A 17,808-nucleotide genomic window follows, 5' to 3' on the forward strand; every position below is an offset into this window, starting at 1 on the left:
CGTATCAACTGAGACACTGGAGTGTATTAACCTGAAAAAACCAATTTGCTATGTTAGCCGAGAAACTAAAAAATGCCATCACTCCTTATCTGCACCGATTATGTAACACCTGTGAATTACCACTCAATCTAGATGAAGAAGTATGGTGCAACTACTGCAGTCGTCACTTCCTTTTTCCGCCATGCTGCCAATGCTGTGGTTTACCATTACCCAAAAGCCAACCTCATTGTGGCGAGTGTCTCTCCCACCCTCCCAATTGGCAACGCCTATACTGCTTAGGTGATTATCAATTCCCTATAAGTCAGGAAATACACAAGATAAAATATCAACGACAAGATTGGCGTCTGCCTCGCTTGGTTAATAAGCTCGTACCAATCATTGACGACATACCTGAAATGATAACTTCAGTTCCACTTCATTGGCGACGTCGGTGGCATCGTGGCTTTAATCAAAGTGAATTAATGGCCAGTCGAATGGCAAGCCAGTTAAATACCCATTATCAACCAAATATATTCAAGCGTATAAAAGCCACGCCGTTCCAAAGAGGCTTAAATCGTCGTCAACGGCAACAAAATATGAAACGCGCTTTTGTCTTACAACCCCACCAACTCCGTTCATGTGAACATATTGCGATTTGCGACGATGTGGTCACCACGGGAAGTACGGTCAATCAATTGTGCAATTTGCTATTGGATGCTGGTATCAAGCGAGTAGATATCTATTGCTTATGTCGAACTGCGAGTAACGGACTTGATTAACACTTTCTAATTCAGATAGAGAAAGAACTGGATTCATATCGCCACAAGAGTAAAATAACCGCAATAGCCTACATAAATACTCAGGTACTCGTCGTGTCAAATTCAATTACAATTACTGAAAATGCTCAAGAACATTTTTCTAAACTACTCGCACAACAACCGGATGGCACCAATATCCGAGTGTTTGTCGTGAACCCAGGAACTCCAAACGCAGAATGTGGTGTTTCATATTGCCCAACCGATGCGGTTGAAGCTACAGATACTGAAATCACTTATGATGCTTTTTCTGCTTACATAGATGAACTCAGTCTTCCATTTCTAGAAGATGCAATGATTGACTATGTCACCGATAAAATGGGTTCTCAACTTACACTTAAAGCGCCAAATGCAAAAATGCGTAAAGTGTCAGATGATGCATCCTTGATGGAGCGACTTGAGTATGCAATTCAGACTCAAGTTAACCCACAATTAGCCAGCCATGGTGGTCACATCGAATTAATCGACATCACCGAAGATGGTATCGCATTGATCCAATTTGGCGGCGGTTGTAACGGATGTTCGATGGTTGATGTAACGTTAAAAGATGGTGTTGAAAAAGAACTCCTGGCTCAATTTGAAGGTGAATTAACCGCTGTTCGTGATGCAACAGAACATGCTCGTGGTGATCATTCGTTCTATTAATCTTTCTCACTTTACATAATCGAGTGTTTAACATTCGATTATGTAACCTTTAATTACATAACTCTCTGTACAAAACTTTCCAATCCCACGTTTTTTTTCATATAGTTAGAGTAACGTTAAAGCTTAGGGAAGCGGCCATGTCGATCAAAAAAAATCCTGAGATTCTAAATATTCAAACGGTTGCTTCATCGCAACTTTTTTCCATCGAAGCAATGGATTTACGCTTTTCCAATGGTGAACAACGAACCTATGAAAGAATGAAACCTAGTGGACGAAATGCCGTCATGATGGTGCCTATTACTTCACAAGGTGATCTGCTTTTAGTGCGAGAGTATGCAGCCGGTACTGAGCGCTATGAACTGGGCTTTCCCAAAGGCCTCATTGACGCTGGTGAATCCCCTGAGCAAGCTGCAAATCGAGAACTCAAAGAAGAAGTTGGCTTTGGCAGTCATCAATTAACATTTCTAAAAGAAGTCGTTCTAGCCCCCTCATACTTTTCCAGTCGTATGACTCTATTCATTGCTCAAGATCTTTACCCAGAACAACTGGAAGGTGACGAACCCGAGCCTCTAGAGCTGGTACGTTGGCCACTATCACAAGCCGAAGAATTGCTTACTCATCTCGACTTTTGCGAAGCTCGAACGATTTTAGCGCTCATGCTGACTCTACGTCATTTGCAATAAAAAATAATAATAAAGGAAAGCAACCATGACAAAAGACTTATCTTCGTTACTCCCTGAAGTCATTGAGATTGCTCGAGAAGCCGGGGCTGTAATCCTAGAACACTATCAAAACCGTACCTACGATGCTTTCATAAAAGATGATTCGACCCCCGTAACTTGCGCTGATATTGCCGCACATCACGTCATCTATGATCGACTCTCAGCCCTTACACCTGATATTCCAGTGTTGTCTGAAGAAGCCGCCGATATCAGCCTAGAGAAACGTTCTCAATGGTCGACATATTGGTTAGTCGACCCACTAGATGGAACTCAAGAGTTTATTGCTCGTAGCGGCGATTTTGCGACCATTATTGCATTAGTTCAAGATAACCACCCTGTTATGGGCGTCGTTTTTGGCCCAACGTCGGGCGTCACTTATTATGCTTATCAAGGGTATGGCGCATGGAAAATTTTAGAGAACAATGAAAAGTTTGAAATTGGAATCCATCAGCACCAATCATTAAAGCAGCCTATCTCGATTGCTACTAGTCGTCGCCAGAATATCAACTCAATCACGAGTCGCTTAAGTACAAATTGGGATTATGATTTAGTGCCGCTGGGATCCGCAGCGTTGAAAGCTTGTTTGGTCGCAGAAGGAGCCGCAGATTGCTACCTAAGACTTGGACCAACAGGTGAGTGGGATACCGCCGCAACCCAATGCATTGTTGAAGCTGCAGGTGGGCAAATTCTAAGCACGGAACTTGCCGCTCTTTCGTACAATTTACGAGAGTCGTTAGAGAATCCGAATTTTATCGTTCTTGGTGATAAAAGCTTACCTTGGGATGAGATTTTAGTCGATAAACGCTAATTCCAACTCACTCAATAATAACCCTCATTTAATGCATTAAGTGGACTACCAACGTCCACTTAATTTTATTGGGTAACGATTATTCTCATCAGGCTCAATCAACCAAGTAAGTTGTGGCATAAATTCTAGAGGAAACTCGGTATTTGGATGAAGCCAACCAGATACAGAGTACTGATTTGGTGCCGTTAGACGTACATTGAACTCACTGCTTACTTGTTCACTCTCTTGTTTCGGTTGAGCTATCAATTGATTCTGGTCACAACTCAACTCAGCGCTAACCCCACCAAGTAACAGCGGTGTCGACATAATAGAAAGGTGGGTATTTTGCCAGTTTGCCTCTCCGATTAATTCGCGACAAAAGCCTGAGCCGTCATGCTGGTATTCATCCAAGAACAGCGATAGATTTCCCGCAATTTCGACGGGTATCTCGGGTGAAATATAAGGAGAAAGTTCGGAAACGGGGAGCAATACTGAAAACTGTTTGAGGTGTAACGTAGACAGTGATAACCCGATCAAGCCTTTACCACGTATTTGAGTTGTGCTTTGCTCACCAAAACGCACATCAGCCCCAAGCTGCCCAAGGAGTAAACTGCTCGGTTTTGCTTGCCACCTAACTTTCCCTAAGTCGATTGAGTTAACCGTCATACGATCAACCTGGCCGTGTAGCAAAGTTCCGCTCACACCATGCAAAGTGACATTAGTCGGCAATCGAGCCCAATGTATCAATGTCGTGGCCGGCATATGGACAACCGCACTTAACAAGCCAACAATCAATAAACATATAAATACTAACAGCTTAGTTTTCACTACCTACCCTTATCGAAATTGAAGCCGGCGAACGTCAACCATTCCAGGCTTATCTGATCGCTCAATATCTAAAGCAACGACTTGAATGCCAAAATTACGATCTAACGTATTAATCCAATCAAGTAACGTGTCAAACCGAAGTGGCTCTACCCACACTTGCAGTTCTTGATCTCGAGGTTGAATTCGGATCAAAGAGATGTTTAATTTCTTACTTGATGCAGCAATTACCTGATTTAATGGCTCTTGACTCGTACTTTCAATCCCTTTTTCTTTTCTTAACGACTCAATCCTATTTGATTGTGTCATCACGGTTTGAAGGACCGATTTTTCTCGTTCGAGTGCTTGCTTACTCGAAACAAGACTTTGATTCATCGGTTGCCAAAAACCAAAAACAAACAGAACCAATAGCCCAAGTCCTGCCAGTGTCCCCACTAACCATCTCTCACGGCTAGAAATTTGAGACCACCAAGAGCGTAGCCTAACCATAGTGTCTTTCATGATTATTGCCCTCGCTTCAATGTAAATGAGCCAAGTACTAACTCACCATTTCGATTTAAAGGCCCAGATTCAACATCAAAGTCTGTACTTAACTTATTTTTTGCTTGTTCAAAATGTTGAAAATCAACACCTTGAAGGTCAATTCGAATCTCACCACGACTTTCATCATAGTTCAGACGATTCAGTTGAATTCCATCTATTTCGGATATTTGTTTACTCAACTCATCAAGTAATACCAAAATACTATTTTGACTATTTCCACCACTTAAACGTGCAACTTCGTTATCCAATTGCCCCGTCAGATAACTCAATGTTGGAATACGTTGTTTATCAGGAAAAACCGAACGAAAAATACGTTCACTCTCTGCACGAATTGACATGCGTTCTGTTTTTTGCGATTGAACCGTAAAGATAATTTGAGCGCAATAGAGAGCGAATAAAAACACACTAGCAAATAACACTTTTCGCCATACGTTCCATCGAGCACTGCCGCCTTTTTTTAATTTAAACTCACCGCTAAGCAGGGTAAAACGTGAAGCCATAGCGCCTTGGCTAAGTAACACTTCAGGACTTTCAATAACCAACCTCTGCCAATCATCAACTCCAACGATGTTATCCGCCGAATTGGGACTAAGCAAAGTCACAGCTCGCTGATTTGGCTGCCAGTCAGTCTGAATAACACTGCTTAGCCAAGAATCTTCGAGGACATAAGCCGCATTCATTCCATCTCGAACAAGCCACTGTTGCTGCCAAGCCATTAACATAACGCTATCCGAGTCTGGTAACACCAGCACATCAGGAATAACACGAGCTACATCCACGTTATTCTCACGACACAGTTGGCATAAATCACGTAACCACTGAGCATCAATCCCAGAAACTAAGGCTTTATTTCCCTGCTTATGTAGAACCGTTAGGTGGAGCGATTCAATATCTTGTGCGATGTCTTCTTCAACCAAAAATGGCAACATTTTATCTAAATGACGCCCGCTCCCTTTCGGCAGTTCAATCTGCTTCAGCATAAGATCAGCCGAATCGATTAATATCAACGCATTAAGCGATAAGGCATGTTCTGGTAAATCAGGAAGATCATACCAAGTCGGTAATTCTCCTGATTCTATATTTCGCTGTTCAGACTCACTCCAGATCCACCACGGAGCACTCGCTCCTTCTTGGTTACTGATCCGGATGATCAGAGTGTTGTTCACGCATTCCTCCAAATTGGCGGCGAACCACCCAAGTATTCGATTCATCTGGACTGTAAAATAGCGTCCGTATACGTACTTGTGACTTTTCTACAGTCACAGCTGCGTCCAGTTCGTAATAGTTGCTCACGACGTCTAAATATCTTTCTGCGTCATCTAACGTCGATTCATCAATAGATGCTATTTGAGACTCAGTATAAAAGCTTTCAACATCAGCCCAACCATCATAAGGACGAGATGAAATTAACGTTTCTGCATTAGACAAACTTAAATAAGGACTAAACAATGCAACCAACAATGGCGCTTGCTGCTCTGATAACGTATTAATATTAAGAAGCCAGTCTGTTGTTGGTAATGCACAAACAACGGATTTCATCGCTGTCAAAGCAGGGCTCGTCATTTGCTGTACTGCTCTCAATTCACTCGTATCAGCAATCTCACCATCTGGGGGTAAATAACTGGGAGTAAGCGATTCATAGTAACTGTCTTCGACACCATCGGTCACATCAACGTTGTCATCACTATCAAGATACTCACTTAACGATCCCGCTATCACTTCCGCTTCATAATTATCAAGCTCTTGTAAGTCTAGCAAACGAGAAAAAACATCAATAAGAAAAGTGCGCTCACTCCCATCACTGGTTAAAGCGGCATTTGCAAACACATTCATATTAAAACAAGCTTGGCGATCATAAATTCGCCCGACGACCGTACCATAATCCAATGGATAGATTTGTTCCTCAGAGGCCCAAGCCTGACTCAAGTTTGTGGTATCACTATCATCTTCAAAACTCTGTTTTATCACCACTTTGGCGAGTGATTCGACGCCAATAGCATACCAATAAGCTTGCTGATAGTGTTCTCGTTGAGTTGCTCGCTGGAATTGAGTAAATACATTTTCAGCAATAACAGCGGCTAGCGACACCATTAATGACAATGCCAACAAAACAATAATTAATGCAACACCAGACTGTTTACGGGGACCTTTCATCATTCAAGCTCACCGTCTTCTTCCTCTGGCTGCTCAGGCAACAAGTATATGCGACTGATCTCACCAAAGTCCTCGAGTTCCAGCTTTAATGCAATTCCTTCTGGCAATGCACTTTCAACTTCCCAATTATCTAACCACTGATCTTGATAATAAAATTTTGCCGACATCGAAATGACACCATCGAGCAATGGAGATACCACTCCATTATCACCAGCGGCTGTATCCGGATAGCGCCACCACACTCTTTGCAATTGTTTGTTTACAATTTTATACCCAACTTTAACGACTTCACCGCGTGGGAACTGATAATTTGGGTTTGACCAACCTAAGCGGGTAAATAGTATCCCCTTACTGTCAGAGTCAAATAAATAATCTTGCCACAACAGCCAATATTCACTGGCGCTGCCACCATTATTCCGGAATGGACGTCGGGCCATTTGGCGAAAATCCGCATCCATAATCAATATTGCTTTTTGTAATTGATTGAGTCGAGATGTGGATTCACGAGTCATTAATTCACTTCGCTGAACCTGATTGAGAACTTGATATACCCCGAAACTCAGCCCGACAAATATAACCAAAGAAACCATCACTTCAATCAAAGTGAAACCTCGTTGAGACCGAGAAGCGCTGAATGATGATTTAGAATATTTCATCATTGTGGTTCCTGATAGGTTCGAACAGAGATAAGAGGCTCTCCGCCTTCTTTACGAGAGACCTCGACATCGAACGCTGCCAATAAACTGCTTTCCGTTTCGACTGGTTTTAGTGTCCAGTACCAAGTCACGCCAGCTAACTCTTCTTTGCCTGACTTAGTCTCTACTGTTGCCCCAGAGAGCATAACCAAAGCTATTTGATTATCTGCTACCCAACTAGCAAAACTCTTCTCTTCCATATAGGAGATCGAATCAACTTGCTGACTGACCGCTTTAATAACACTTAATGATGCCGTTGCGAATATCGCCAAAGCCAGCATCACTTCTAAAAGTGTCATGCCTCGATGTTTATTCATCAGAGACCTCGGAAATCGCCGTCAGCTTTAACGTTCCATTTTCCGAAACATGAGTAATCCAACCACTACTTTTATTATTTTTTTCCTCAAAACGTAAGGAGAACGCCGTGATCTCACCACTCGACATAATTAGGATCTGTGGGTCAAATTTAGGTTCTTCATCACTTTCCTTCTCTTCTTCAAATAAAGAGGTATCACTATCGAATGATTGAGGAATATATAGACGGTCGTTGTCTTTCCAGACACCAGAGGCGAGAGAAAAATCGAGAACAACATTATCGGCGATGGCGATTTCACTCTTCATTTTTGCCCACTCAAGAGGCTTCCAACCTGACTGAGTCATCCCAAGAAGTGTTAACTTATCTTGTTCAGCACTGACTTGAACCGCAAACTCTTGACCACTAAGCAATGCTTCATCTTGTATTAACGAGATCCGATGGTACAACTGGCGAGCTTGTTGCTCTGCTTCATCTTGAGCAGATGCAGGTATACTGATAACGACGACAAACGAAGTTAGGGCAATGATGGCTAAAACTAATAGCACCTCAATTAATGTAAAGCCCTGTTGAGATTTCATATTATCGTCGCTCGATTCACTGAATTAATTAATGTCCAATAAATTCCAGTTCCCTATATCTTTACTGGATTCTTCGCCACCTTCTTCCCCATCAGCGCCTAATGTAAAGATATCAATCACACCATGATTGCCAGGGCTAATATATTGATACTCACGTCCCCATGGGTCATTTGGAAGGCGCTTAATATAGCCCCCTTCACGGTATTTACGAGGTTCTGGATTATTTGGTTTTGTTACTAGAGCTTCTAAGCCTTGGTCTGTGCTTGGGTAAACGCTATTGTCGAGCTTATACATATCAAGCGCATTTTCGATCGCAACAATATCGGCTAACGCTTTATCCTGATCGGCACTCTCTTTATTCCCCAACACATTTGGCAGTACAAAGGTAGCGAGTAGGGCCAGAATCGCCATTACAGCCATCACTTCGATTAACGTAAAGCCCGTTTGTTTATTTCTTTTCATATTAAATCCAACCTCAAAAAAACGACTCTCGCTCAATTAGCGAGTCATTAAATTATTCATTTCTAAAATAGGCATTAGTGTTGCCATCACAATAAACAACACAACCCCAGCCATTAACGTAATCAGCACCGGTGTAAAAATACCTAACGCGATATTCACAGTCGATTCAAACTGGTTGTCTTGATTATCAGCAGCATTTATTAGCATTTTTTCAAGTTCGCCACTCTGCTCTCCGCTGGCAATCATATGAAGCATCATTGGTGGGAACAAGCCCGTCGATTGCAAGGCTTTACGCAAACTGATACCTTCACGAACCGCCTCTGCCGCCTCCTGCACTTTCTGTTTCATATATAAATTGGTGACAACATCCCGAGCAACCATCATTCCATCTAAAATCGGAATATTACTGGACGAACAGATGGCTAAAGTACGAGCAAAACGTGCAGTATTCAGCCCTTTTATCACCTTCCCTAATAGAGGGAAAAACAGCAAACGTTGATGTACTTTGAAAGCAAAGTTAGGTACTTGCATGGCATACCGAAACACAACAACGAGTGAAAAGGTAAGTATCGCGACGAGGATCCCCCACTCTTGCATAAACCCGCTCATTGTCATTAATGCTTCAGTAGAGCCTGGGAGCTTTTGCCCCATATGAATGAATTGCTCGATCAACTTAGGAACAACACTCGATACTAAGAATGTGACCACTGCAAACGCCACCACCACAAGTATGATCGGATAAAGCAGAGCTTGGAGTAATTTACTGTTCATTTTCTGACGATGTTCGGTGTAAGTCGCCAAACGATCTAAGATCAAGTCGAGATGACCGGAACGCTCTCCAGCCACCACCATCGAACGATATAAAACATCAAAAATATGACCTTGCTCGCCAAGGCTTTCGCCCAGTGTATAGCCTTCCGTGACTTTGGAGCGTACTGAAGTAATCACACTACGAATCGTATTTTTTTCGGTTTGCTCTGCTACAGCTTGCAAACTCGATTCTATCGGCATTCCAGATTGCAAAAGAGTAGAGAGCTGGCGCGTAATTAATGCTAAATCCATCGCACCAATTCCACGTCGAAATGAAAACGCCGAATCTTTATTTTTACTGCGTTGCTGCGACAGCTTAACCTCGATAACGGTTAGCCCTTTCTCCTTAAGCTTTTGTCTAGCTTGACGGGTACTATCGCCTTCTAAAGAGCCTTTCTTGCTCCGGCCTCGAGCATCCAGAGCTTGATATTCAAAAACTGCCATCAAGCCTCCTCAGTCACCCGTAATACTTCTTCAAGCGTCGTAATGCCTTGTTGTACCTTTAGCAAGCCATCAGAACGTATACTCGGAGTATAGGTGCGAATGCTATCTTCGATCTCTTGTTCACTCACATCAGTGTGAATCAAGTTTTTGACCTTATCATCCACCGTCAATAACTCATGGATACCGGTTCGACCACGGTAACCTTTGTGTAGGCAGTGCGGACATCCGGTTGCTCGGTGCAACGTTAAAGAGTGGCTATGATCCAATCCGAAGAGTTGTTTCTGCTCAGGCGTTGCTTCATAAGGTTGTTTGCACTCTGAACACAATACACGCACTAAACGCTGTGCGAGTACCCCAATGACAGAAGACGAAATAAGGAATGACTCAATTCCCATATCCTTCAAACGCGTAATTGCGCCTATAGCCGTATTGGTGTGTAAGGTCGACATAACTAAGTGACCAGTCAACGAAGCTTGAATACCAATTTGCGCCGTTTCAAGGTCACGAATTTCTCCGACCATCACAACATCAGGATCTTGACGTAAAATTGCTCGTAATCCTCTCGCAAACGTCATATCAACTTTTGGGTTAACTTGAGTTTGACCTATGCCATCGATATCAAATTCGATAGGGTCTTCAACTGTAAGAATGTTTTTCTCTGTGCGATCGAGCTCTTGCAGTCCAGCGTATAACGTTGTGGATTTACCCGAACCTGTCGGCCCAGTTACCAATAAAATCCCGTGTGGATTTGAGATTAGATTAACAAAAGCAGTGTGGTTTTCATCGGTCATGCCTAAACTGTGCAAATCTAAACGGGTCGCATTTTTATCTAAAATACGCATCACCACGCGCTCACCATGAGATGACGGCATGGTTGAGACACGAACATCAACGGCTCGCCCACCAATTCGTAGAGAAATACGACCATCTTGCGGGATGCGTTTTTCCGCAATATCCAGTTTTGCCATGACCTTGACGCGAGATACCAATAGAGGCGCTAATTTACGGCTAGGTGCTAGAACCTCCCTCAGCACTCCATCCACTCGAAAACGAATCGACAATGTCGTTTCAAACGTCTCAATATGAATATCCGATGCCGCTTCTTTAATTGCCTCGCTTAGCATTGCATTAATCAATTTAATGATTGGCGCGTCGTCGTCAGAGTCGAGTAGGTCTTGGTGGTTCGGAAGCTCTTCTGCTAATGAGAAAAAGTCATCATCCGACCCTAAGTCTTCCATTAACTGACGCGTTTCTGAAGAGTCTCTTTGATACAATTGGGTTAACTTCGTATCAAATTCCTCTCCTTCTAATGCGACCAATTCAAACTGACATTTTAATACTCGTTTAGCTTCGACGAGAGCATCAATAGACATCGGCTCGATAAAATAAAGCTTAGATAGGCCATCGCTATTGTGCTCATAAGCGACCTTAAATCGAGTCGCAAAACTAAATGGTAATTGCGTCACCGACATTAAGACTCCGTATCAAACTGGTTTAAGAAAGCTTGAATTTCTGGTGGATGCTGAATGTCATGACCAAACTCAGGTAATATTGTTGGCTTCTTGTCATCACCCAGGAGCTTCAGCGCATCTTGCGACTTATAAAGCTGCTCTGCACGGATGTAATTATATTTACGCTGAGTAATGCCATCAGCAGTGAGTCCATCTCGAATAATCGTTGGTTTAAGGAAAATCATCAGATTTCTTTTCTCGACTTTATTAGATGTCGAACGGAAAAGTGCTCCAAGCCAAGGAATATCTCCAAGTAATGGGACTTTTGAAACACTTTCTTGTGTGGTTTCGTTGATCAAGCCTCCCAACACTATCATCTGCCCATCATCGACCAACACTTCTGTATTTAATTGACGCTTAGCAAAACGAACATCAACCGCTCCGTCAGCTGCTGTCACATCTGAGACTTCTTGCTCAATAGCAAGCTGAACTGAATCACCTTCATTAATTTGCGGGACGACTTTTAGCTTAATTCCCACTTCTTTGCGATCGACGGTTTGGAATGGATTGGAATTATCTGAACTTGATGTCGAACCTGTGATAACAGGCACTTCTTCGCCGACAACAAAAGATGCCTCTCCATTATCTAAAACCGTAATGCTAGGCGAAGATAAAATATTGGAGTTCGAATTACTTTCAACAGCACTAATTAATGATGTCCAGTCACCAAGGCTGACGCTTACTGCAGACCCCGTAGCAGCAGACAACACACTAGCTAGAGTGTCGTAATCGCCAGATTCGGTTGTGGTGTAGGTTTGAATATTTCCATCATCATCAAAATAAGTGCCCGTTCCGGTCTGATTGCCCGCTTCTTCTAAGCCGACAAGAACCTCACCAATTGGTGTCGCCGTATTATTGAACTGAACAACAGAACCAGATTCTAGCGATCCCCATTGCACACCTAAGTTAACGCCATCACCTTCTGTCATTTCAACAATCAAGGCTTCGATCAATACTTGTGCGCGACGAATATCGAGCTGATCAATCACATTGACCATCGCATTCATCACATCTTGTGGAGCATTTAGAACTAATGAGTTAGTCGGAACATGAGCACTAATTAAAACTTGGTCTCGAGATGAGGTTGACGTTGTTTTTCCATCGGAGCTTTTACCCTTCGTTGCATTTTCCGCGACCCCTTTTAGAACTTCAACCAACTCTTCCGCTTTGGCATATTTAAGGTACACAACTTGATTATTACTCTTGCTTGCCATCTCAACATCGAGCTGTCTAATCAAGCGAGAAAGACGTTTACGAACATTCGGTTCACCAGATAATAATATTGAATTAGTTCGTTCATCAGCGACCAATTGAGGTTGTAATTGATCAGGTGCATTCTTTGCTTCAGTTGTTCGACTTAATGCATCAACAATACGTACAATTTCTGAGGCCGATGCATTCCTTAAAGGAATGACCTCAATATCTTTATTTCCTGCTTGGTCAACTCTCTTGATAATGCTCACTAAACGGTCAACAACGGCAGAACGCCCTGTGATTAAAATGATATTTGCAGGGTCATAATGAACAACATTACCAGCACCGGCATTATCGACCAATTGTCGAAGTAATGGAGACAACTCTTTAACAGAAACATTGTGTACAGGAACAACACGAGTAATCACGCTGTCTCCAGCACTGTTTTCACTATCCCCCAATACAGGCACGGCAGATGTCTTTGCTGATTTAGCTTTAATGACTTTAAGAATACCGTTTTCCATATCAATAACGGCAAATCCATAGACTTCAAGAACATTTAAAAAGAAGCTGTAATACTGTTCTTCATTCAATGGTTCATAACTGCGAACATCGATTTTACCGCGAACTGCAGGATCGATAATCACTGTTTTCTCAAGGTTGCGGCCAACAATATTGATAAACTCTTGTATGTCCGTTCCTTTAAAACTGACATTATATTCATTTGCAAAAACAAACGGCGAAAGCAACATACTTCCTAATAGCCAAATATTTCTTACTAACCAATGCTTCACGCTATTACTCCCGAGCCCTCGATGAGCACTCTTTTTTAATCTAAAGTTGTATGTAAATATCATAGGGTTGTCCATCGCGCTCAACGATAATACTGAGTTCTCCAATATCATCCAATGATGCTGTCAAATGAGACAGAGCGCCGTCCTCTGATAAATCAATTCCATTTATTTGTGTCACGATATCACCGTTCAGAAAGCCCAAAGATTCAAATAAATCCGGGGAACCTTTAGGTCGTAACCGATAACCAACAACGCTACCATCACGCTTTAATTTCGACATTCTTATATACTGTAATAAGCGAGAAGGTTTCTCTGCGATTTTTTCTTTTAGCTCAGCCAATTTATCTTCATTTGCTTGAGAGGGTGCATCGGCACTGTAGTCCACCGCGGGTTTGTTCTCTCTTCTTGTACGCTCAGAATTTACTCTTGAGATACGACTGTCGCTTTTCTCAGTCAGCAGTAATGTTTCACTGCGTCCGGCATTATCCAATACCACACGGTCACTATATACTGCAGAAAGTGTGGCTCGGGTACCTTCTATTTTTTGGTCAATCCCATAAGTGTCTTGATTATTTTTATTTGCAATAATGGCTAAACTCAGTTCCGATGGTTCAACAACAACAACACCGACTAAATTTAACGACAAGCTCGTTTTCGGAGCTTCCTTTATTGACGGAGTGACCACTTTGGGCTTTGCATTTTTAACAAATTGACCGAATAAGTTGTGTCTTTTTATCGATTCAACGCCTACGCGTGATATCGGACTCTCATTTAACTCACTGATTTGAGCACGCCAAGGGACAATGGAATTAGGAGTGAATGGCAGCCATACCATTTTACCCAATAGCCAAGCACTACACACAAGCAACAACAAAGTGATTCCACGACTTATAGTAACCTGATTACGTTGAAACATTGTCTGTATCGAAAGTAAAAAAGCAGTTAATTTATAAACAAATTTATGTTTGAAGGTCACGCCTTCCATCAAAGCCATATCCTTTTTAGCTGTTCCAAAGAGAAAAAATCGAGGAATAATTATGCATTAAGGTAATCCAATTAAATACTGCCTTATCTTTCTTTATGTACATAGGTTCAAGAAACACCTTGAAAATATCAACATCTATCACCATGTTCTTATTCTATTATAAGACACTATTTAGATTCTGTTAGAGGGTTGAGTTGCCAATGAGTTCCCAAGAAGGTTCAGTTCGACTCGATAAATGGTTGTGGGCAGCCAGATTTTACAAAACTCGAGCCATCGCTCGCAGCATGGTAGATGGCGGAAAAGTTCATTATAATGGCCAACGCAGTAAACCAAGTAAGATAGTAGAACATGGTGCAATAATTACGTTACGTCAAGGACATAACGACAAAACGATACAAATTGAAAAGATTTCGAGTCAGCGCCGGTCTGCTCCAGAAGCTCAACAATTGTATTCCGAAACAGAAGAAAGCATTAAAAAACGCGAGCATATGGCTATGCAGCGTAAACTCAATGCCCATAATCCAAGTCCAGAGCGCCGTCCTGATAAAAAACAGCGCCGCGACATTATCAAATTTAAAACTCAATAAGCATCTAGCTGGAGCTTTCTCAATGGCGAATAACACATTAAGCCGCTACTTATTTGACGATATGTCAGTACGTGGCGAACTAGTACAATTAGATGAAACCTACCAACGCATCATTTCGAGCAAAGAATACCCTGCTGCCATTGAAAAATTGTTAGGGGAACTGCTCGTAGCAACCACATTGTTGACGGCGACGATAAAGTTTGAAGGGTCGATTACGCTGCAGTTACAAGGCGATGGCCCAGTGTCTCTTATTGTTGTAAATGGCGACAACAATCAAAATGTACGTGGTGTCGCACGCTGGCAAGGCGATATTCCATCTGACGCAAATGTTCGCGATCTTATGGGAAAAGGTCATTTAGTGATCAATATTGAGCCGAAAAAAGGCGAGCGTTACCAGGGAATTGTCGGATTAGAAAGCGATAGCTTAAGTGAAATAATCGAAGGCTACTTTGAACGCTCTGAACAACTTAAGACTCGAATTTGGATTCGAACAGGAGTACACCAAGGAGCGCCCCATGCTGCGGGTATGTTACTCCAAGTAATTCCAGATGAAACGGGAAGTGATGACGACTTTGAACATCTAGAACAACTAACCAATACCGTTAAAAGTGAAGAGTTATTTTCTTTAGGCGCACAAGAGTTACTTTATCGCTTATATAACCAAGAAAAGGTTCGTTTGTTTGATCCACAAGAAGTCGCGTTCCACTGCGGTTGCTCTCGAGAAAGAAGTGGAGCCGCGATCATTACAATTGATCCAGCAGAAATTGCAGAAATTCTTGAAGAAGACGGAAAAATCGCAATGCATTGCGATTATTGCGGAAGTAACTATGAATTCAATAAAACTCAAATTGATGAGTTACTAATTGAAGCAAACACCCCCAACAATACCCTTCATTAATTTTCAATTTTTATTAAGTTATTAATACCCTATTAAAATGAAATATATATTCGTTTTAATAGGGAGTTACTCAAAATATAATGCTCCCTCATACACAACTTCTCACTCTGTCACATCAACTTAATTTTTTATTAACAATAATTAATCCTAACTAGTATCTTTTACCACAAATAGTTAACATAGATTTGGCTTTAATATGTGACAAGGCACTTAGAATGCACTGACTGGGTGTGGTCTTTTTTTGAACTATCTCCCTGTTTTAAGTGTACCTCGTTGCTAGCATGGAAGTCAGATAATAATAAAATTCAAATAATCCCTACAATTACTGTCCTAAAAGGAGCACCTATGACCGTTATGGAACATCAAAAGGCTGCACAATTAGATCTTACAAACTACGGAATCTCTGATGCAATAGAAGTCATACGCAACCCGAGCTATGAGATGCTATTTAAAGAAGAGACTCGTGATGACTTAGAAGGTTACGAAAAAGGCATAGTCACAGAGCTTGATGCTGTGGCTGTTGACACAGGTATCTTTACAGGTCGTTCTCCTAAAGATAAGTTCATCGTTAAGGATGAAACGACCGAAAAAAACATGTGGTGGACATCAGAGTTTGCCAAAAATGATAACAAACCTATCACTAAAGAAACCTGGGGCGAGCTTAAAGTTCTGACAACTAACCAGTTATCCGGGAAACGCCTATTTGTTCTCGATTGTTACTGTGGTGCGAATAAAGACAGTCGAATTTCCATCCGTTTTATTACCGAAGTTGCTTGGCAGGTTCACTTTGTTAAGAACATGTTCCTTCGACCAACAGAAGAGGAACTCGCAACATTTGAACCAGACTTCGTTGTAATGAACGCAGCGAAAACGGTAAACCCTGATTGGGAAAAGCAAGGTCTTAACTCAGAAGTCTATACCGTATTCAACCTAACAGAAAAAATGCAATTAATCGGTGGTACTTGGTACGGCGGTGAGATGAAAAAAGGTATGTTCGCAATGATGAACTACTTCCTTCCGTTAAAAGGCATCGCATCAATGCACTGCTCTGCAAACGTGGGTAAAGAAGGCGATGTCGCTATCTTCTTCGGCCTCTCTGGTACAGGGAAAACCACGTTATCAACCGATCCTAAACGTGCACTCATTGGTGATGATGAGCATGGTTGGGATGACGATGGCGTATTTAATTTTGAAGGGGGTTGCTACGCCAAAACAATCCGTTTATCAAAAGAAGCCGAACCCGATATCTTCAATGCGATTCGTCGTGACGCGTTGCTAGAAAACGTGGTTCTGCGTAACGATGGTTCTATTGACTTCGATGACGCATCAAAAACCGAGAATGCTCGTGTTTCTTACCCGATCTACCACATTGATAATATAGTAAAACCTATCTCAAAAGCAGGTCATGCTCAGAAAGTCATTTTCTTAACTGCCGATGCGTTTGGTGTACTTCCTCCGGTGGCTAAACTAACTCCGGAACAAACTAAATACCACTTCCTGTCTGGTTTCACCGCGAAACTCGCAGGTACTGAACGTGGTATTACCGAGCCTTCTCCAACATTCTCTGCTTGTTTCGGTGCGGCATTCCTAACTCTGCACCCAACTAAGTATGCTGAAGTATTAGTGAAACGTATGGAAGCAGCTGGAGCTGAAGCGTATCTCGTCAATACAGGTTGGAATGGTACTGGAAAACGTATTTCTATCCAGGATACCCGCGGCATTATCGATGCCATTTTAGACGGCTCCATCGATAACGCTCCAACCAAGCAAATTCCAGTCTTTAATCTGGAAGTACCGACAGAGCTTCCGGGTGTTGACCCTGCAATACTTGACCCTCGTGATACCTATGTCGATCCACTTCAATGGCAAAGTAAAGCAGACGATCTTGCATCTCGCTTTATTAAGAACTTTGAGAAGTACACAGATAATGATGAAGGTAAAGCGCTAGTAGCTGCTGGACCAAGTTTGGACTAGCATATACTTAGCACTATCATTTATTTGCAGTAAGCCCCTATCTTTAGGGGCTTTTTTATTGAAGAAAACTCTATTTTGCTCCAAGCTATA

The 17,808-nt window shown here is 42.1% G+C and carries 19 protein-coding genes; 7 read left to right on the plus strand and 12 right to left on the minus strand.

Annotated elements, in window-relative coordinates; translation table 11 throughout:
- The first annotated feature begins 50 nt into the window (after positions 1 to 50).
- The 4 genes from ACXJY6_RS13875 (at position 51) to cysQ (ending at position 2,969) form a co-directional block, all read left to right on the plus strand.
- Complete coding sequence (locus ACXJY6_RS13875) at positions 51 to 758, plus strand: phosphoribosyltransferase family protein (RefSeq protein WP_456051569.1); 708 nt, start codon at positions 51 to 53, stop codon at positions 756 to 758.
- Between the two features lie 93 nt (positions 759 to 851).
- Positions 852 to 1,439 (plus strand): Fe-S biogenesis protein NfuA, encoded by a 588-nt coding sequence (gene nfuA, locus ACXJY6_RS13880; protein ID WP_456051568.1) that lies wholly within the window; start codon positions 852 to 854, stop codon positions 1,437 to 1,439.
- Between the two features lie 137 nt (positions 1,440 to 1,576).
- Entirely contained in the window at positions 1,577 to 2,122 is a 546-nt protein-coding gene (gene nudE, locus ACXJY6_RS13885; protein WP_458768677.1) for an ADP compounds hydrolase NudE, read from the plus strand.
- A gap of 25 nt (positions 2,123 to 2,147) precedes the next feature.
- Positions 2,148 to 2,969 (plus strand): 3'(2'),5'-bisphosphate nucleotidase CysQ, encoded by an 822-nt coding sequence (gene cysQ / locus ACXJY6_RS13890; protein ID WP_456051566.1) that lies wholly within the window; start codon positions 2,148 to 2,150, stop codon positions 2,967 to 2,969.
- A 45-nt stretch (positions 2,970 to 3,014) separates the two neighbouring features.
- Here the strand turns inward: cysQ and ACXJY6_RS13895 are convergent, their stop codons facing one another.
- From ACXJY6_RS13895 to gspC, 12 genes are read right to left on the minus strand one after another with little or no spacing between them, the layout of a single operon-like run.
- Positions 3,015 to 3,776 (minus strand): type II secretion system protein N, encoded by a 762-nt coding sequence (locus tag ACXJY6_RS13895; RefSeq protein WP_456051565.1) that lies wholly within the window; start codon positions 3,774 to 3,776, stop codon positions 3,015 to 3,017.
- Positions 3,777 to 3,785: 9 nt separating this feature from the next.
- Entirely contained in the window at positions 3,786 to 4,274 is a 489-nt protein-coding gene (gene gspM, locus ACXJY6_RS13900) for a type II secretion system protein M (RefSeq protein WP_456051564.1), read from the minus strand.
- A gap of 2 nt (positions 4,275 to 4,276) precedes the next feature.
- Positions 4,277 to 5,482, minus strand: a complete 1,206-nt coding sequence (gene gspL, locus ACXJY6_RS13905; protein ID WP_458768678.1) for a type II secretion system protein GspL — start codon at positions 5,480 to 5,482, stop codon at positions 4,277 to 4,279.
- A complete protein-coding gene (gene gspK, locus ACXJY6_RS13910) occupies positions 5,451 to 6,473 on the minus strand; it encodes a type II secretion system minor pseudopilin GspK (RefSeq protein WP_456051562.1) in 1,023 nt (340 codons plus the stop codon). The genes gspL and gspK overlap by 32 nt, the downstream gene beginning before the upstream one ends.
- Positions 6,470 to 7,129: a type II secretion system minor pseudopilin GspJ gene (gene gspJ / locus ACXJY6_RS13915; RefSeq protein WP_456051561.1), complete on the minus strand. Its 660-nt coding sequence runs from the start codon at positions 7,127 to 7,129 to the stop codon at positions 6,470 to 6,472. The genes gspK and gspJ overlap by 4 nt, the downstream gene beginning before the upstream one ends.
- Positions 7,126 to 7,482 carry a type II secretion system minor pseudopilin GspI gene (gene gspI, locus ACXJY6_RS13920; protein ID WP_456051560.1) on the minus strand — a complete coding sequence of 119 codons (357 nt, stop codon included), beginning with the start codon at positions 7,480 to 7,482 and terminating at the stop codon, positions 7,126 to 7,128. Before gspI ends, gspJ begins: the two co-directional genes overlap by 4 nt.
- Positions 7,475 to 8,059 carry a type II secretion system minor pseudopilin GspH gene (gene gspH, locus ACXJY6_RS13925; protein ID WP_456051559.1) on the minus strand — a complete coding sequence of 195 codons (585 nt, stop codon included), beginning with the start codon at positions 8,057 to 8,059 and terminating at the stop codon, positions 7,475 to 7,477. The genes gspI and gspH overlap by 8 nt, the downstream gene beginning before the upstream one ends.
- Positions 8,060 to 8,083: 24 nt before the next feature.
- Positions 8,084 to 8,521: a type II secretion system major pseudopilin GspG gene (gene gspG / locus ACXJY6_RS13930; RefSeq protein ID WP_458768679.1), complete on the minus strand. Its 438-nt coding sequence runs from the start codon at positions 8,519 to 8,521 to the stop codon at positions 8,084 to 8,086.
- A gap of 36 nt (positions 8,522 to 8,557) precedes the next feature.
- The gene (gene gspF / locus ACXJY6_RS13935; protein WP_456051557.1) at positions 8,558 to 9,775 is read right to left on the minus strand and encodes a type II secretion system inner membrane protein GspF; all 1,218 of its coding nucleotides are present in this window, start codon (positions 9,773 to 9,775) and stop codon (positions 8,558 to 8,560) included.
- The gene (gene gspE, locus ACXJY6_RS13940; RefSeq protein ID WP_456051556.1) at positions 9,775 to 11,247 is read right to left on the minus strand and encodes a type II secretion system ATPase GspE; all 1,473 of its coding nucleotides are present in this window, start codon (positions 11,245 to 11,247) and stop codon (positions 9,775 to 9,777) included. Before gspE ends, gspF begins: the two co-directional genes overlap by 1 nt.
- Positions 11,247 to 13,274, minus strand: a complete 2,028-nt coding sequence (gene gspD / locus ACXJY6_RS13945; protein ID WP_456051555.1) for a type II secretion system secretin GspD — start codon at positions 13,272 to 13,274, stop codon at positions 11,247 to 11,249. The genes gspE and gspD overlap by 1 nt, the downstream gene beginning before the upstream one ends.
- A gap of 40 nt (positions 13,275 to 13,314) precedes the next feature.
- Positions 13,315 to 14,259, minus strand: a complete 945-nt coding sequence (gspC, locus tag ACXJY6_RS13950; RefSeq protein ID WP_456051554.1) for a type II secretion system protein GspC — start codon at positions 14,257 to 14,259, stop codon at positions 13,315 to 13,317.
- Positions 14,260 to 14,459: 200 nt separating this feature from the next.
- Between gspC and hslR the strand changes: the two genes are divergently transcribed.
- The 3 genes from hslR (at position 14,460) to pckA (ending at position 17,718) form a co-directional block, all read left to right on the plus strand.
- Positions 14,460 to 14,846 carry a ribosome-associated heat shock protein Hsp15 gene (gene hslR / locus ACXJY6_RS13955; RefSeq protein ID WP_456051553.1) on the plus strand — a complete coding sequence of 129 codons (387 nt, stop codon included), beginning with the start codon at positions 14,460 to 14,462 and terminating at the stop codon, positions 14,844 to 14,846.
- A gap of 22 nt (positions 14,847 to 14,868) precedes the next feature.
- A complete protein-coding gene (hslO, locus tag ACXJY6_RS13960; RefSeq protein ID WP_458768680.1) occupies positions 14,869 to 15,744 on the plus strand; it encodes an Hsp33 family molecular chaperone HslO in 876 nt (291 codons plus the stop codon).
- A gap of 345 nt (positions 15,745 to 16,089) precedes the next feature.
- Positions 16,090 to 17,718 carry a phosphoenolpyruvate carboxykinase (ATP) gene (gene pckA / locus ACXJY6_RS13965; protein WP_458768681.1) on the plus strand — a complete coding sequence of 543 codons (1,629 nt, stop codon included), beginning with the start codon at positions 16,090 to 16,092 and terminating at the stop codon, positions 17,716 to 17,718.
- The last annotated feature ends 90 nt before the right edge of the window (positions 17,719 to 17,808 follow it).

The sequence above is a fragment of the Vibrio phycocola genome (assembly GCF_054404255.1).

Bases quoted from the DNA above. Each gene is read 5' to 3' on its own strand.
- ACXJY6_RS13875 (WP_456051569.1), top strand. From the start codon at position 51: ATGTTAGCCGAGAAACTAAAAAATGCCATCACTCCTTATCTGCACCGA.
- nudE (WP_458768677.1), top strand. From the start codon at position 1,577: ATGTCGATCAAAAAAAATCCTGAGATTCTAAATATTCAAACGGTTGCT.
- cysQ (WP_456051566.1), top strand. From the start codon at position 2,148: ATGACAAAAGACTTATCTTCGTTACTCCCTGAAGTCATTGAGATTGCT.
- gspM (WP_456051564.1), bottom strand. From the start codon at position 4,274: ATGAAAGACACTATGGTTAGGCTACGCTCTTGGTGGTCTCAAATTTCT.
- gspK (WP_456051562.1), bottom strand. From the start codon at position 6,473: ATGATGAAAGGTCCCCGTAAACAGTCTGGTGTTGCATTAATTATTGTT.
- gspJ (WP_456051561.1), bottom strand. From the start codon at position 7,129: ATGATGAAATATTCTAAATCATCATTCAGCGCTTCTCGGTCTCAACGA.
- gspI (WP_456051560.1), bottom strand. From the start codon at position 7,482: ATGAATAAACATCGAGGCATGACACTTTTAGAAGTGATGCTGGCTTTG.
- gspH (WP_456051559.1), bottom strand. From the start codon at position 8,059: ATGAAATCTCAACAGGGCTTTACATTAATTGAGGTGCTATTAGTTTTA.
- gspG (WP_458768679.1), bottom strand. From the start codon at position 8,521: ATGAAAAGAAATAAACAAACGGGCTTTACGTTAATCGAAGTGATGGCT.
- gspF (WP_456051557.1), bottom strand. From the start codon at position 9,775: ATGGCAGTTTTTGAATATCAAGCTCTGGATGCTCGAGGCCGGAGCAAG.
- gspE (WP_456051556.1), bottom strand. From the start codon at position 11,247: ATGTCGGTGACGCAATTACCATTTAGTTTTGCGACTCGATTTAAGGTC.
- gspC (WP_456051554.1), bottom strand. From the start codon at position 14,259: ATGGAAGGCGTGACCTTCAAACATAAATTTGTTTATAAATTAACTGCT.
- hslR (WP_456051553.1), top strand. From the start codon at position 14,460: ATGAGTTCCCAAGAAGGTTCAGTTCGACTCGATAAATGGTTGTGGGCA.
- hslO (WP_458768680.1), top strand. From the start codon at position 14,869: ATGGCGAATAACACATTAAGCCGCTACTTATTTGACGATATGTCAGTA.
- pckA (WP_458768681.1), top strand. From the start codon at position 16,090: ATGACCGTTATGGAACATCAAAAGGCTGCACAATTAGATCTTACAAAC.